The following is a 14,416-nucleotide window of genomic DNA, read 5'->3' as shown; positions in this document are numbered from 1 at the left end:
GTGCAGATGGGCCCGCGCACCGATCCGTCGCGCGCGGTGGGGAGTTGCAGCGTCAGCCGATGGGGGCGCCGTGGGTGCGCATGAAGGGGAGGGGGTCGATGGCGTTCTGGGGGCCGGTGGGCGGGGCGTTGATGTGGACCTCGAAGTGCAGGTGCGGGGCGGAGGAGTTGCCGGAGCTGCCGACGTAGCCGATGACCTGGCCGGCCTTGACCTGCTCGCCGGGCTGGACCAGGGCCTTGCGGACCATGTGGCAGTACAGGGTGGCGATGCCGCCGGGGTGCTGGATCTTCACGTACCAGCCGCAGCCGCCGACCGAGGCGCTGCCCGTCTGGTCGCAGCTGTGGCCGGCCTCGATGTTGCAGACGACCTCGGCGACGGTGCCGGCGGAGGCGGCGTGGATCGGGGTGCCGGTGAAGGACATGATGTCGACGCCGATGTGGCTGGGGTTGTTGGCGGTACGGAAGCCGGGGCGGGCTCGGAAGCCGGGCAGCGGGTTGGTCCACGCGCCGAAAGCCGGTGCGGCGGGGGCGGCGACGGGCTGGTTGGCCGCGGTGCACGGGGGCGGGGTCGCGGTGCGGCGCACGTAGGCGTCGGAGACGAACGTGCCTTCCGGCAGGCGGTTCCACATGGGGGTGACGCGCTGCGTGCCCACGATGTTCTCGCCGCGCTGCTGGCAGACGAGCGTCAGCGGGGTGCCGTCGGCCAGGGCGGCGATGAGCGGGGCGCCGTGCGCGGGGCCGGTGCGGGCCTTCAGCGGGATGGAGCCGGAGGCGACGGTGCCGGTGGTCGTGTTCGCGGCGGCCGGCACCGCGGCGGGGGCGACGGGGGCGGCCGGGCCGCAGGCGGGGATGGCACCGCCGCGGCGGATCCACGCGTCGGAGACGTAGGAGCCGTCGGTGAGCCGGTCCCACAGGTCCGTGACCCGGACGCTGCCCTGGTTGATGAGCTGGCCCTTGACCTGGCAGTCGATGGCGACGGAACTGCCGTGCGGCAGGGTCCGTAGCGGTGCCGTCCACACGGCGCTGCCGGCCCGGACGTTCAGCGGGCGTTTCGGGGAGACCACGGTCGCCGTCGAGGCGGCCTGCGCATCGACCGGATACGCCAGCGTCAGCAGGAACAGCGCGGCGACGGACATGATTTTGCGCATGGTGCACCCCCGGGGACGAGTGAGCCGTGCAGCCGGGGGGACTGCGAGCGAACCCCGCCAACGCTAGGCGTCGGCGGGGTCCAAATCCGATATTTACCGAAACATCTGCTCGATAGGGTGAACTTACGGCGCGTTGGCCACGCCCGGTGGGAGGAAGCGGGCGCCGGTCACCTTCTCGGAGATGCCTTCGCGGTCGAGGTACGGCGTGACCCCGCCGAGGTGCAGCGGCCAGCCCGCGCCGAGGATCATGCACAGGTCGATGTCGCGCGGGTCGGCGACGACCCCCTCGTCCAGCATCAGCCGGATCTCGCGGGCCAGGGCCGCCGTCGCCTCGTCGCGCAGCTCCTCGGCCGTCGACGGTGAGGAGCCGACCTCCAGCAGCGCGAGCACCTCCGGGTCGGGGTTGCCCTCGGCGTCGGTGAAGCCGCGCTTGCCGGCCGCGACGACCCGGCCCAGGTTGGCCGACACGCCGAACCGGTCCGGGAACGCCGCGTGCAGCGTCCCCGCCACGTGGTGCGCGACGGCCGGGCCGACCATGCCGAGCAGCGCCATCGGCCGCATCGGCAGGCCGAGCGGGTCGAGGGCGGAGTCGGCCACCTCGATCGGGGTGCCGTTGTCGACGGCGGCGGTGACGACCCCCAGGAAGCGGGTCAGCAGCCGGTTGACCACGAACGCCGGCCGGTCCGCCACGAGCACCGAGGACTTCTTCAGCGCCTTGCCGACGGCGAACGCGGTGGCGAGCGTCGCGTCGTCGGTCTGCTCGGCGCGGACGATCTCCAGCAGCGGCATCATCGCGACCGGGTTGAAGAAGTGCAGCCCGACGACCCGCTCGGGGTGGGCGAGCCCGGCGGCCTGCTCGCTGACGGACAGCGAGGAGGTGTTGGTCGCCAGGACGCAGTCGTCGCGGACGATCTTCTCGACCTCGGCCCAGACCTGCTTCTTGACGCCGAGGTCCTCGAAGACGGCCTCGAGCACCAGGTCGGCGTCGGCGAAGGCGGCCTTGTCGGCCGAGCCGCTGACGAGGCCCCGGTATTTGGCGGCCTTGCCCGGGTCGAGGCGCTTCTTCGACACGAGCTTGTCGATCTCGGCGAGCACGTAGCCGACACCCTTGTCGACGCGGGCCTGGTCGAGGTCGGTGAGCACGACCGGGACCTCGAGCCGGCGCACGAAGAGCAGTGCCAGCTGCGAGGCCATCAGGCCGGCGCCGACGATGCCGACCTTGTTGACGTCGCGGGCGAGGCCCTTGTCGGGCGCGCCGACGGGCCGCTTCGCGCGGCGCTGCACGAGGTCGAACCCGTAGAGGCTGGCCCGGGACTGGTCGCCCATGAGGAGGTCGGCGAGCGCCTCGTCCTCGGCCGCCGTGCCCTCCTCAAACGTTGCACTGCGAGCCAGCGCCAGCAGTTCGAGGGCCTTGTTGGCGGAGTTGACGGCGCCGTGCAGCCGCTCGTCGAGCTGGTGCTTGGCGAAGTACAGCACGCCGTCCCACATGTCCCGGTCGATCTCCGGGCGCGTGACGGTGACCGTGCCGTCGACGACACCCTCCGCCCAGGCGAGGGACCGCTCCAGGTAGTCGGCCGGCTCGAAGATCTCGTCGGCGATGCCGAGCTCGCGGGCCTGAGCCGGCTTGAGGGTCTTCTGGGTGAGCGGGTTCTGGATGATGACCTGCGCGGCCGGGGCGATGCCGATGAGGTTCGGCAGCAGCTGGGTGCCGCCCCAGCCGGGCACGAGACCGATCGCGACCTCGGGCAGGGCGAGCGCCGCGGCGCCGGCGGAGACCGTCCGGTAGTGGCAGTGCAGCGCCACCTCCAGGCCGCCGCCCATCGCCGCGCCGTTGATGAAGGCGAACGTCGGTACCGTGGAATCCTTGAGCTTGCGGAACACCTTGTGGCCGTAGCGGCCGAGCTCCAGGGCCTGCTCGCGCTCGGTGAGCAGCGGCATGGCGGTGATGTCGGCGCCGACGCAGAAGATGTACGGCTTGCCGGTGACCGCGATGAACTTCGGCGCGGCCGCGACGGCCTCGTCGATCGCCGCCTCCAGGCTGGCCAGCCCGCCCGGGCCGAACGAGTTGGGCTTGGTGTGGTCGAAGCCGTTGTCGAGCGTGATGACCGCGGCGCGGTCCCGCGAGGGCAGGGTCACGAAGCGCAGCAGCGCCTTGGTCACGACCTCGTTCGGGTTGCTGATGGTCGTGCTCACTTGCCGCCCTCCCAGTTCGGGTTCTCCCAGATCACGGACGCGCCCATGCCGATGCCGACACACATGGCGGTGAGGCCGTAGCGGACCTCGGGGTGCTCGGCGAACTGCCGCGACAGCTGCGTCATGAGCCGCACGCCGGAGGACGCCAGCGGGTGCCCGACGGCGATCGCGCCGCCCCACGGGTTGACCCGCGGGTCGTCGTCGGCGATGCCGAAGTGGTCGAGGAACGCCAGGACCTGCACGGCGAAGGCCTCGTTGAGCTCGAACAGGCCGATGTCGTCGATGCTCAGGCCGGCCTGGCGCAGCGCCTTCTCGGTCGCCGGGACCGGGCCGAAGCCCATGACCTCGGGCTCGACGCCGACGAAGCCGTAGGAGACGAGGCGCATGCCGACGGGCAGGCCCAGCTCGCGGGCGACGTCCTCGGCCGCGATGATGGCGGCGGTGGCGCCGTCGTTGAGGCCCGCGGCGTTGCCGGCGGTGACCTTGCCGTGCGGGCGGAACGGGGTCTTGAGCGTGCCGAGCTTCTCGAGGCTGGTGTCGCGGGGCGCCTCGTCGACCGTGGCCAGGCCCCAGCCGGCCTCCGGGTCGCGGGTGGCGACGCTGACCAGGTCGGGCTGCAGCTTGCCGGCCTTGTAGGCGGCGGCGGTCTTGACCTGCGACGCGTAGCCGAACTTGTCGGCGCGCTCCTTGGTGATGCCGGGGAGCCGGTCGTGCAGGTTCTCCGCGGTGGCGCCCATGACGAGCGCCGAGGGGTCGACGAGCTTCTCGGCGATGATGCGCGGGTTGGGGTCGACGCCCTCGCCCATCGGGTGGCGGCCCATGTGCTCGACGCCGCCGGCGATCGCGACGTCGTAGGCGCCGAACGCGATGCCGCCGGCGACGGTGGTCACCGCGGTCAGGGCGCCGGCGCACATGCGGTCGATCGAGTAGCCGGGGACGGTCTTGGGCAGGCCCGACAGCAGGGCGGCGGTGCGGCCGATGGTCAGGCCCTGGTCGCCGATCTGCGTCGTGGCCGCGATCGCGACCTCGTCGACCCGCTCCGGCGGCAGCTGCGGGTTGCGGCGCAGCAGCTCCCGGATACAGCGGATGACGAGGTCGTCGGCGCGGGTGTTGGCATACATCCCACCGGCCTTGCCGAACGGGGTGCGCACGCCGTCGACGAAGACGACGTCGCGGACGGGACGGGGCACGGGTGTCCTCCTAGCGACGAATTACCGGCAATGTTACTCGCCAGTAAGTCCGCTGCGCCTGTGGATCCGCCCACACCCCGCCGTCCTGCTCGGAAGGCGCCCTACTCGGAAGGCACCTCCAGCGCCGCGGTGAGGCCGGGCGTCACCAGCGCGACCTGCCACGGGCGCGCGCCGTAGCCGGACAGCACCGCGCCGACCGCCTCCTCGGTGAGCTCCTCCGGAGGGGACCAGGCGAGCCGCCGTACCGAATCCGGGGTGATCAGGTTCTCCGGTGGCACCCGGTTGGCGGTGGCGAGGCTGGTCACCAGCTCGCGGCTGCGCGCCAGGCGGCCCGCCGCGACCGGGTCCCGCTCGGCCCACCGGTGCGGCGGCGGGGGACCGTCGGACGGCGGGGTGGTGGGCAGCTCCCGGTCCGTCAGCGTCCTGGCGTCCGACAGCGCGGCCAGCCACGTCGGCGCGAGCCGGCGCACCGACCGCCCGCCGAACCCGGCCAGGGCCAGCAGCGTCCGCTCGTCCTTCGGGTCGGCCTCGGCCGCCGCGATGATGGCCGCGTCGGCGAGGACCCGGCCGGGGCTCGCGTCACGGCGGGCGGCGATCTCGTCGCGGGCGTGCCACAGCGCGCGGACCCGGGCGAGCGCGCGGGCGCCCCGGACCCGGTGGATGCCCGACGTGCGGCGCCACGGGTCGGCCCGCACCCGCGGCGGGTCGCCGGCGGAGGCGACCAGCGCGGCGAACTCCTGCGCCGCCCACTCCGTCTTGCCCTGCTCGTGCAGCTCCTCGGCGAGCGTGTCGCGCAGCTGTAGCAGCAGCTCGACGTCCAGCGCCGCGTATGTCAGCCAGGATGTCGGCAGCGGCCTCGTCGACCAGTCGGCCGCCGAGTGGTGCTTCTCCAGGGTGTACCCCAGCAGCGACTCCGTCAGGGCGGCCAGGCCGACCCGTTCGAAGCCGCACAGCCGCGCCGCGAGCTCCGTGTCGAAGAGCCGGGTGGGGCGTAGCCCGAGCTCCGTCAGGCACGGCAGATCCTGACTGGCGGCGTGCAGGATCCACTCGGTGGGCGAGATCACCTCGTCGAGCTCTGGCAGCTGTCCGAAGGGCAGAGGGTCGATCAGGACGGTGCCGGCACCGGCACGGCGCAGTTGCACGAGATAGGCCCGGTGCGTGTACCGGTAGCCGGAGGCGCGCTCGGCGTCCACGGCCACCGGGCCGCTGCCCTGAGCGAACCGCTCAACGGCACGCGCGAGCTCGGCCCGGTCGGTGATCGGCTCGGGCGTCCCGTCTCGGGGGGCGGTCAGCAGGACGGGCTCGGTCTTGTCGTCCGGTTTGTCCGGACTGTCTGGCTCCTCGTCCCGACGCCGCGCGGGGGGTTCGTCGGTCACCCGGACCACGGTACGTTGCGGCACCGGAACGCCGATGCAGCCGGGTCCGGCGCGTCGGTTTCCGTCCGCCCGCGGACCGCTCCGGCGACCGGTTCACGGATCGTTCCGGCGGCCGGTTCACGGGCCGTTCCGGTGGCCCGCGACACGTCATTTCGGGACGGACAAAGCCCGCCCGTGCCGGTACGGTCGCGAGCGCGGGCGGAAGTGGTACTTCCGGTTCTGTCCGTTGGTTGCCTCGGAGGTCGCGGGGCTTGTGTGAGCGGTTTAGGGTGGGGCCGACTGCGAGGCCGCACATCGACCGGGTCGCAGGACAAACGGGTGGAAAAGTGACAGGAAGGAAACGAGAAGCATGACGGCCGGGTATGACCCTTCCAACCCGGTGGCTTCCGGAACCTCCGATTCGTACGATCGTCCGCGGCACACGGACCGATTCGGCGAAGATTCGGAGCGGCTCGGTCCACTTCCTCCACGTATGACCCAGACCGGAGCGTTCCCGGCCGCCGGCGTGTCGCCCGCGGACGGGTCGGCCACCGGTGGCTTCCCGGCCCAGCCGACCAGCGCCTGGCCGGTCTCGGCACCCGCCGGGCCGGCGCCGCACAGTGGGCCGCCGCACCTCGTGCAACACCCGCAGCAGCCGGCCGCGGGCCGTGGCCGCAGCGGAGTCCTCGCCCTGGTCATCGCCGTGGTCCTGCTCGTGGTCGTCGGCGTGCAGGCGGCGTTCATCATTCGTCTCGAGTCCCGCCTGGACAAGGCCGAGAAGGCCGCCACCGCCGCGAAGACCACGGACGAGACCCGCCTCAAGGCGCTCGAGGACCGCGCCGACAAGCTCGAGGCGAAGACCGGCGGCAACCTCGACGCCGCCGCGGTCGCCGAGAGCGTCCGCCCGAGCGTGTTCCGCGTCACCACCAAGTACGCGACCGGCACGTCGTTCGCGCTCGGCAAGGCCCCCTCGGGCGGCGGCACGAACCTCATCACGAACTACCACGTCGTGCAGGAGGCGTACGAGAAGGGTGAGCGCGACGTCAGCATCGAGCGGACCAACCAGCGCTTCCCGGCGAAGATCATCGAGGCGCACCCCGACAAGGACCTGGCGCTGCTGCACACCGACGAGGAGTTCGCCCGGCTCGTCCCGGCCGCGCAGGTGCCGAAGGTCGGCGAGCCCGTGCTCGTCGTCGGCGCGCCGCTCGGCCTGGAGGACACCGTCACCACCGGCGTCGTCAGCGCGTTCCGCTCGATGAGCGGTGAGGACCTCATGCAGTTCGACGCGGCGATCAACCCCGGCAACTCCGGCGGCCCCGTGTTCAACGCCAAGAAGGAAGTGGTCGGCGTCGCGACGCTGAAGGCGCGCGAGGCCGAAGGCATCGGCCTGGCCATCCCGATCTCGGTGGTCTGCCAAACGATCAGCATCTGCTGACAGCTGCACCACGCCGCCGCGTCCCGGTCGCGACGGCAGCTACACCCCTGGCCGGGGCGCTTGCCCGGAAGGATTCTCAGGAGGAAAACAACCATGACATACCCCGGCAACCCCCAGGGGAACCCGAACGAGGGCTACGCCTACCCCGACCCGAACGCGCCGCAGGGGGCCTACCCGCCGCCGGCCGCGCCGCAGAACCCGTACGGCGCCCCGGTGCCGCCGCAGCCCGCCCCGACCCACGACCAGGGTTACGGCCAGCCGCAGTTCAACCCGTACGACCAGGGCACGCAGCAGATGCCGGCCTACGGCGAGCCGCAGCCGGCCGCCTACAACCTCGAGCCGTCGGTCTCCGCGCCGCCGACCTCGCCGATGATGGCGAACCCGCCGATGTCGGCCCCGCCGATGTCCGGCCCGCCGATGTCGGCGCCGCCCACCGCGTACGGCCCCGTCTCCGGCCCGCCCGGGTACGCCCAGGGCGGCTACCAGACCCCCGGCCCGGCCCCGAAGAAGAGCGTGGCGGTGCCGATCCTCGCCAGCCTGCTCGCCCTCGCGGTCATCGCCGCCGGCGTGTTCGTCGGGCTGTACTTCGACAAGAGCGGCAAGCTCGACAAGTCGGAGAAGCTCGCGTCGCAGCGCCAGGACACCATCACCTCGACGCAGGGCGAGCTGGACAAGACCAAGGGCGACCTGAAGTCGAAGGCCGACGAGCTCGCCAAGGCGCAGCAGGAGCTGCGCGGCGTCACGGCCGACAGCACCGAGGCGAAGCGTCAGCGCGACGTCATCGGCAAGTGCCTGTCGCTGCTGATCGAGGCGCTGGACGCGTCCAACAAGGGCGACAAGACGACGCTGCAGAACAAGATCACCGAGATGAAGAAGCCGTGCGACGAGGCCGACACGCTGCTCGGACTCTGAATCACTGAGAGGGCGGGCTCTTTTTCGAAAGGGCCCGCCCTTTGCTTTATCGGAGTGCTGTCACGCCCGGTGGGGGCAGGCCGGCCGTCGAGGCGAGCAGCGCGCACCAGGCGCTCACGTGGGACTGCAGGTCGCCGTCGGTCGGCGTCCATGACGCCCGGATCTCCAGGTCGGCCGCGGTCGGCGGGCCGGCGAGGTCGCCGAAGCGGGTCGACAGCGTCTGCGTGACCGTCCCGCCGATCGCCGTGTAGGACGCGCCGTGGCTCTCCAGGGCGTCGGTCAGCCAGCTCCAGCCGACCTGCGGCAGCAGCGGGTCCGCGGCGAGCTCCGCCTCCATCTCGGCCGTCACGTACGTGACGAGCCGCATCGTGCCGTCCCACGCGTCGTGGCCGGCCGGGTCGTGCAGCAGGATCAGCCGCCCGGTCGCGACCTCGTCACCGTCGCGCAGCACGGTGCCGCTCATCGCGTGGGCGAACGGCGCGAGCCGCTGCGGCGCCGGCATCTCCTCGAGCTCGATCTCGGGCCGCGCCGTGAACGCGCGCAGCTCCTCCACCGCCCGGGTGAACGTTGGGGGAGTCGCGGTCGATGGCGCCATACCGGAAGAGTAAGGCCGCGGAGCCGCTCGGGGGGTGCCGCCGCGCCGCCGAAGTGCACGCAGTGAAACGATGACCTCGCTATGACTGACAATTTGCTGAGACTCGCCGCCCGCGGGCAGGCGGTGCCGCACCCGCCCGTCTGGTTCATGCGCCAGGCCGGCCGATCCCTGCCTGAGTACCGCGCGGTGCGCGCCGGCATCGGCATGCTCGAGTCGTGCCGCCGCCCAGACCTGGTCTGCGAGATCACCCTCCAGCCGGTCCGCCGCCACAACGTCGACGCCGCGATCCTCTTCAGCGACATCGTCGTGCCGCTCCAGGCCGCCGGCGTCGACCTGGACATCGTCGCCGGCACCGGCCCCGTCGTCGCCTCACCCGTCGCCACGATGGCCGACGTCGACTCGCTGCCCGCGCTGGACCCTCAGGCGGTCGGGTTCGTCGCCGAGTCGATCCGGCTGCTGCTCGCCGAGCTGGGCGACACCGCGCTGATCGGTTTCGCCGGGGCGCCGTTCACGCTCGCCAGCTACCTCGTGGAGGGCGGGCCGTCACGGCACCACGTGAAGACGAAGGCCCTCATGTACGGGGCGCCCGACGTCTGGCACGCCCTGTGCGCGCGGCTCGCCGACATCACCCTCACGTTCCTCCAGGTGCAGGCCGAGGCGGGCGTGCACGCGGTGCAGCTCTTCGACTCGTGGGCCGGGGCGCTGTCGGAGGCCGACTACCGGCGCTTCGTCCTGCCGCACTCCCGTCGCGTCCTTGACGGGATCGCCGGCATCCCGAAGATCCATTTCGGCGTCGGTACCGGTGAGCTCCTGCCCGCCATGGCGGAGGCCGGCGCCGACGTGGTCGGGGTGGACTGGCGCACGCCGCTGGACGTGGCCGCGGGGCGGGTGCCGGGCAAGGCCCTGCAGGGCAACCTCGACCCGTGCGTGCTGTTCGCGCCGTGGGAGGTCGTGGAGGCCGAGGTGCGCCGGGTGGTCGCCGAGGGCCGCAAGGCGCCGGGACACATCTTCAACCTCGGGCACGGCGTCATGCCCGAGACCGACCCGGACGTGCTGACCAGGGTCGTCTCGCTCGTGCATTCCCTCTAGTACGTCCTAATACGTCGGGCTCCAGCGCCACCAGCCGTGGTCGCCGGCGAGCTGGGCCAGTCGCGAGCCGAGCATCAGCGACGTGGCGCGGGCCTCGCCGGCGAGCCGGGCGTGCACCTGCTCGGCGATCTCCGGCGCCCGGTACTCGGCGTGCTCCAGCAGCTGGAGCGTCACCGACCACCAGTAGCGGTCCTCGTCGCTGGCGTGCGGGGCGCCGCAGGTGAACCACTCGGCCAGCCCGTCGAGCAGGTCGTCGCCGACGCCGTCGGGGTCCGTCAGCCGCAGCGCCGCGCACACCCGCGCGACCACGTCGTCGTCCCAGCCCGACAGGTGCCCGCGGACCAGCGTGTGCAGCGACGGGTGCCCGAGCGCGCCGGCGGCGTCGATCTCCAGCGAGAACACGTTGTCGCGGGCGAGCCGCTCCTGCAGCACCGGCAGGATCCGCTCGTCGCGGCGCCGGGCCAGGCCCAGCAGCGCCTCGCACCTGGTGTCGTCGTGCGGGTCGTCGAGCCGCACGACCAGCGCGTCGCGCAGCACCGGGGCGTCGACCTCCGACAGCTGGGTGCCGAGCGCGAAACACGCCCAGTCGCGCACGTCGTCGTCCGGGTCGTTGCTCAGTACCAGCAGCGCCCGCACGGTGTCGTCGGGCGGTGCCTCACCCAGGACGCTCGGCAACGCCTGCGCGACCGCCCGCCGCACCCGTGCGTCCGCGTGGTGGATCAGCGGCAGCAGCAGAGGCAGCGCCTCGTCGTCGTAGCACCAGGCGACCGCGTCGGCGAGCTCGGCCGGCGTCGTCGTCGTGTCCGCCAGCAGCGCCGAGATCGTCCTCGCGGTCGGCTCCACGTCGTCGACCGGCACCGCCCGCGCGGCGGCCGCCGCTGCCGCCGCCGCGGCGGCCACGGCCGGGTCGGCCGGGTCGGTGGGGTCGGCCAGGTGGTCGGCCAGGTCGGCGATGACGTCGGCGAGCGGGTCCGAGCCGCCGTTGCCCGATTCGAGCTGGCCGGTGCCGATCTGCCACGGGTCGGTGGTCCAGGGCTCGGCGGTCCACGGTTCGGCGGACCAGGGTTCGGCGGACCAGGGCGTGTGGCCACCGCCGGGGGCCGGCGCGCGGTCGCTCGGCTCGTCCGGGGACGGTCGGGAGGACGCGAGGTCGCTCATCCGAGAGAGTGTGCTCGCCTCCGGCGAGATCTTCCAGAGGGGTTCGTCCCACAGATGGACATCTCGCTGGTCAGAATCGCCCGACCCGACGACATATCGACGCACTTCGGGTGTACGTCCCAGGGCTCACCGTCCCCGGCTGTCCAGTCGCAGCGACTGCCACGAGCCGTCCACCGCCCACCCGCCGTCGACGGAGAGCGCGGCGCCGTTGACGAACCCGGACCGCTCCGGGTCCGCGAGGAACGCCACCGCCTTGGCGATGTCCCCGGGCTGCGCGAACCGTGCCATCGGCACGTGCTCGGTGATGTCGGTGTCCGCGTACGCCCCCGACGCCTGCGACTCGTCGTCCATCTCCGTCTTCACCCAGCCGGGGCAGACGGCGTTGACCCGGACGCCACGCCCGCCCCATTCCACCGCGAGCGTGCGCGTCATGCCGATCAGGCCGTGTTTGCTCGAGTTGTACGCCACCCGGTCGGCCACACCCATCAGCCCTGCGACCGAGGCCACGTTGACGATCGACCCCGAGCCGCGCACGAGCATCCGCCGCCCGAACGCCTTGCACAGCAGGAACGGGCCGGTCAGGTTCACGTCCAGGACCCGCCGCCACTGCGCCGCGTCGGTCTCCTCGGCCGGCGCGATCGACGCGATGCCGGCGTTGTTCACGAGGACGTCGCAGCCCCCGTACACCGACTCGACCTCGGTCACGAACCGCGCCACGGTCGCCTCGTCCGACACGTCCCCTTCGAACATCAGTCCGTCGAGGTCCGCCGCCCTCGTGTCGATGACCGCCAGCTGGTACCCCTCCTCAGCCAGCAGCTCAGCGGTCTTCCGCCCGATGCCCTGCGCCGCACCCGTGACGACTGCCACTCGCGTTTCTGTCATACGCCGACCATAGACTCGGGGACATGAGCGGGGCGGCACCTGATCGGGGGGCGAGGGCGTGACCGAGGGAGCGCGGCGGCGGGTCGTGGTGATCGGCGGCGGCATCGCCGGCCTGGCCGCGGCGCACCGGCTGCGCGAGCGGGCCCCGCACCTCGACGTGATCCTGGTCGACCAGAGCGACCGGCCAGGTGGCAAGCTGCGCACCGTCGAGCTGGCCGGCGGCCCGGTCGAGCGCGGCGCCGAGTCGTTCCTGTCCGGCGACCCGGCCGGCGGCCCGAGCGCCGCCGTCCGCCTGGCCGAGCAGGTCGGCCTCGGCGACGCCATCGTGCACCCCGCCACCTCCAAGGCCGCGGTCGCCGCCGGCGGCACCCTCCACGACCTGCCGCCCGGCACCCTGATGGGCATCCCCGTCGACACCGACCCACCCGAGCGCCCCGCCGCGGCGCCCCTCCTGCGCCCCGGCGAGGACGTCACCGTCGGCGCCCTGGTCCGCCCCCGCCGCGGCGACCTCGTCGTCGACAGGTTCGTCGAGCCCCTCCTCGGCGGCGTCTATGCCGGCCGCGCCGACCACCTGTCCCTGCGGATGGCGCTGCCCGCCCTGGCCGACGCCGCGGAGCGCTCCGACACCCTCACCGGGGCGGTCAGGGCCGTCCTGGCCGCCCGGCGGAGCACGCCCGGCGCGCCGGTGTTCAGCGCGATCCGCGGCGGCATGAGCCGGCTGGTCGACGCGGTCGCCGCCACCCTGCCCGACGTCCGGCTCGGCCTTCCCGTGCGGGACCTGCGCCGGGACGGCTCCCGGTGGCGGCTCACCATCGGCTCGACCCACTCGCCGTCCACGCTGGCGGCCGACGCCGTCGTCCTCGCCGTGCCCGCCACCCCAGCGGCGCGCCTGCTGTCCACCGCCGGCCTGCGCGGCGTGCCGCTGGACTATGCCAGCGTCGGGCTCGTCGCGCTGGCGCTGCCGGCCACGAAGCTGCCCGAGCTGTCGGGGCTGCTGGTGCCGGCGACGGAGGGGTTCGCGGTCAAGGCGGTGACGTTCTTCGACCAGAAGTGGTCGCACCTGCGGCGGTCCGGGCTCACCATCGTCCGCGCCTCCGTCGGCCGGGCCGGCGACGAGGCGCAGCTCCAGCGCTCCGACGCCGATCTGCTCGACCTGGTCCGTGCCGAGGTGGCCCGGCTGATCGGCGCCGACCGGCTGCCCGACCCCGTGGACGCGGCGGTGTTCCGGTGGGGAGGGGCGCTTCCGCAGTACGCGCCGCATCATCGCGACCGGGTCGGGCAGCTGCGGGCGGAGCTGACGGCCCACAGCACCGCACCCGGACATCCGCCGCTCACGGTCGCCGGCGCCGCCTATGACGGCGTCGGGATCCCGGCCTGCGTCACGTCGGGGCGGACTGCTGCCGACGCCCTGCTCGAGGCACTGGAAGGATAGGGACATGACCACCAACGCCGCGCGCATCCGCGAGCTGAATGACTCGATCCGCTACACGATGTGGTCGGTGTTCCAGGCGAAGACCCCGCTCGACCCGTCGGCCCGCGCCGAGGTCGCCGCGGAGGCGGCCGGGTTCCTCGCCGACCTGGCCGCGAAGGACGTCGTGGTCCGCGGCACCTATGACGTGGCGGGGCTGCGGGCCGACGCCGACCTCATGATCTGGTGGCACGCCCTGAGCGCCGAGGCGCTGCAGGAGGCGTATGCCGCGCTGCGCCGCACGGCCCTCGGCGCCCACCTCGCGCCCGTCTGGTCGCAGATGGCGCTGCACCGGCCCGCGGAGTTCAACAAGAGCCACATCCCGGCGTTCCTCGCCGACGAGGAGGCCCGGGCCTGGGTCTGCGTGTATCCGTTCGTCCGGTCGTATGAGTGGTATCTCCTGCCCGACGAGGAGCGCCGCGCCATGCTCGCCGAGCACGGCAAGATGGCCCGCGGGTATGCCGACGTCCGCGCCAACACGGTGGCCAGCTTCGCGCTCGGCGACTACGAGTGGATGCTCGCCTTCGAGGCGGACGACCTGCACCGGATCGTCGACCTGATGCGGGACCTGCGCGCCTCGACCGCCCGGCGACACGTCCGCGAGGAAGTCCCCTTCTACACCGGCCGCCGCCGGGACATCGCCGACCTGGTCGCCAACCTGCCGTAACCCACCCGGGGGGACGGCCGCCGAGCGACCCGGTAGCCCTGTGCCCGCCCGGGCCGCGGCGCGCTGCCGCGTGCGCGCCGCCGAGCGATGACCGCGCGACTTCAGACGACCTTGCGCTAGCGCGTCTGCGGTCCGCGGCTGGGGTGCGGCGTGGGGTGGTGGTCGCGTGATCCGGAAGACTTTGTGTTTCGTGGGTCTGCGGTGCGCCGTCGGGTGCGCAATGTCGGCGGTGGTCGCGTGATCCGGAAGACTTTGTGTTTCGTGGGTCTGCGGTGCGCCGTCGGGTGCGCAATGTCGGCAGTTGTCGCGTGATCCGGAAGACTTT

General features: G+C 72.9%; 12 protein-coding genes. 5 read left to right on the top strand and 7 right to left on the bottom strand.

Features of this window, described 5'->3' with window-relative positions; all coding sequences use genetic code 11:
- Positions 1-52 precede the first annotated feature (52 nt).
- From ABZ321_RS01405 to ABZ321_RS01390, 4 genes are all read right to left on the bottom strand, one after another.
- Positions 53-1,147, bottom strand: a complete 1,095-nt coding sequence (locus tag ABZ321_RS01405) for a peptidoglycan DD-metalloendopeptidase family protein (protein WP_344503162.1) — start codon at positions 1,145-1,147, stop codon at positions 53-55.
- 123 nt (positions 1,148-1,270) lie between these two features.
- Positions 1,271-3,340 carry a 3-hydroxyacyl-CoA dehydrogenase NAD-binding domain-containing protein gene (locus ABZ321_RS01400; RefSeq protein WP_354888440.1) on the bottom strand — a complete coding sequence of 690 codons (2,070 nt, stop codon included), beginning with the start codon at positions 3,338-3,340 and terminating at the stop codon, positions 1,271-1,273.
- Positions 3,337-4,530, bottom strand: coding sequence for an acetyl-CoA C-acyltransferase (locus tag ABZ321_RS01395; RefSeq protein WP_354888437.1), 1,194 nt, complete (start codon positions 4,528-4,530; stop codon positions 3,337-3,339). The genes ABZ321_RS01400 and ABZ321_RS01395 overlap by 4 nt, the downstream gene beginning before the upstream one ends.
- Before the next feature lie 101 nt (positions 4,531-4,631).
- On the bottom strand, positions 4,632-5,906 hold the full coding sequence (locus ABZ321_RS01390; RefSeq protein WP_354888434.1) for an HRDC domain-containing protein: 1,275 nt from the start codon (positions 5,904-5,906) through the stop codon (positions 4,632-4,634).
- Between the two features lie 472 nt (positions 5,907-6,378).
- Here ABZ321_RS01390 and ABZ321_RS01385 point away from each other — a divergent pair, with 472 nt between their 5' ends.
- Both ABZ321_RS01385 and ABZ321_RS01380 read left to right on the top strand, forming a co-directional pair.
- The gene (locus tag ABZ321_RS01385; protein ID WP_354888431.1) at positions 6,379-7,320 is read left to right on the top strand and encodes a trypsin-like peptidase domain-containing protein; all 942 of its coding nucleotides are present in this window, start codon (positions 6,379-6,381) and stop codon (positions 7,318-7,320) included.
- Positions 7,321-7,413: 93 nt separating this feature from the next.
- Entirely contained in the window at positions 7,414-8,232 is an 819-nt protein-coding gene (locus ABZ321_RS01380) for a hypothetical protein (RefSeq protein ID WP_354888429.1), read from the top strand.
- A gap of 46 nt (positions 8,233-8,278) precedes the next feature.
- On the opposite strand, the gene ABZ321_RS01375 is transcribed toward ABZ321_RS01380, so the two are convergent.
- On the bottom strand, positions 8,279-8,827 hold the full coding sequence (locus ABZ321_RS01375; RefSeq protein ID WP_344503155.1) for a DUF3000 domain-containing protein: 549 nt from the start codon (positions 8,825-8,827) through the stop codon (positions 8,279-8,281).
- Between the two features lie 81 nt (positions 8,828-8,908).
- Between ABZ321_RS01375 and hemE the strand changes: the two genes are divergently transcribed.
- On the top strand, positions 8,909-9,916 hold the full coding sequence (gene hemE / locus ABZ321_RS01370) for a uroporphyrinogen decarboxylase (protein ID WP_354888426.1): 1,008 nt from the start codon (positions 8,909-8,911) through the stop codon (positions 9,914-9,916).
- Positions 9,917-9,922: 6 nt separating this feature from the next.
- Here hemE and ABZ321_RS01365 read toward each other — a convergent pair whose 3' ends face one another.
- Positions 9,923-11,074, bottom strand: coding sequence for a HEAT repeat domain-containing protein (locus ABZ321_RS01365; RefSeq protein ID WP_354888423.1), 1,152 nt, complete (start codon positions 11,072-11,074; stop codon positions 9,923-9,925).
- 126 nt (positions 11,075-11,200) lie between these two features.
- Positions 11,201-11,956, bottom strand: coding sequence for an SDR family oxidoreductase (locus ABZ321_RS01360; protein WP_354888420.1), 756 nt, complete (start codon positions 11,954-11,956; stop codon positions 11,201-11,203).
- Positions 11,957-12,014: 58 nt separating this feature from the next.
- Here ABZ321_RS01360 and hemG point away from each other — a divergent pair, with 58 nt between their 5' ends.
- Complete coding sequence (gene hemG / locus ABZ321_RS01355) at positions 12,015-13,388, top strand: protoporphyrinogen oxidase (protein ID WP_354888417.1); 1,374 nt, start codon at positions 12,015-12,017, stop codon at positions 13,386-13,388.
- Positions 13,389-13,392: 4 nt separating this feature from the next.
- Positions 13,393-14,091, top strand: coding sequence for a hydrogen peroxide-dependent heme synthase (gene hemQ / locus ABZ321_RS01350; protein ID WP_354888414.1), 699 nt, complete (start codon positions 13,393-13,395; stop codon positions 14,089-14,091).
- Positions 14,092-14,416 lie beyond the last annotated feature (325 nt).

Source organism: Dactylosporangium sp. NPDC006015, from assembly GCF_040614215.1.
In the GTDB taxonomy this organism is placed as follows: domain Bacteria; phylum Actinomycetota; class Actinomycetes; order Mycobacteriales; family Micromonosporaceae; genus Dactylosporangium; species Dactylosporangium maewongense.
The sequence above is the reverse complement of the archived record's forward strand: the minus strand, read 5'-3'. Positions and strand labels throughout refer to the sequence as shown.

Coding starts and splice junctions, on each gene's coding strand:
- ABZ321_RS01405 (WP_344503162.1), bottom strand. CDS start 1,147: ATGCGCAAAATCATGTCCGTCGCCGCGCTGTTCCTGCTGACGCTGGCG.
- ABZ321_RS01385 (WP_354888431.1), top strand. CDS start 6,379: ATGACCCAGACCGGAGCGTTCCCGGCCGCCGGCGTGTCGCCCGCGGAC.
- ABZ321_RS01380 (WP_354888429.1), top strand. CDS start 7,414: ATGACATACCCCGGCAACCCCCAGGGGAACCCGAACGAGGGCTACGCC.
- ABZ321_RS01375 (WP_344503155.1), bottom strand. CDS start 8,827: ATGGCGCCATCGACCGCGACTCCCCCAACGTTCACCCGGGCGGTGGAG.
- hemE (WP_354888426.1), top strand. CDS start 8,909: ATGACTGACAATTTGCTGAGACTCGCCGCCCGCGGGCAGGCGGTGCCG.
- ABZ321_RS01365 (WP_354888423.1), bottom strand. CDS start 11,074: ATGAGCGACCTCGCGTCCTCCCGACCGTCCCCGGACGAGCCGAGCGAC.
- ABZ321_RS01360 (WP_354888420.1), bottom strand. CDS start 11,956: ATGACAGAAACGCGAGTGGCAGTCGTCACGGGTGCGGCGCAGGGCATC.
- hemQ (WP_354888414.1), top strand. CDS start 13,393: ATGACCACCAACGCCGCGCGCATCCGCGAGCTGAATGACTCGATCCGC.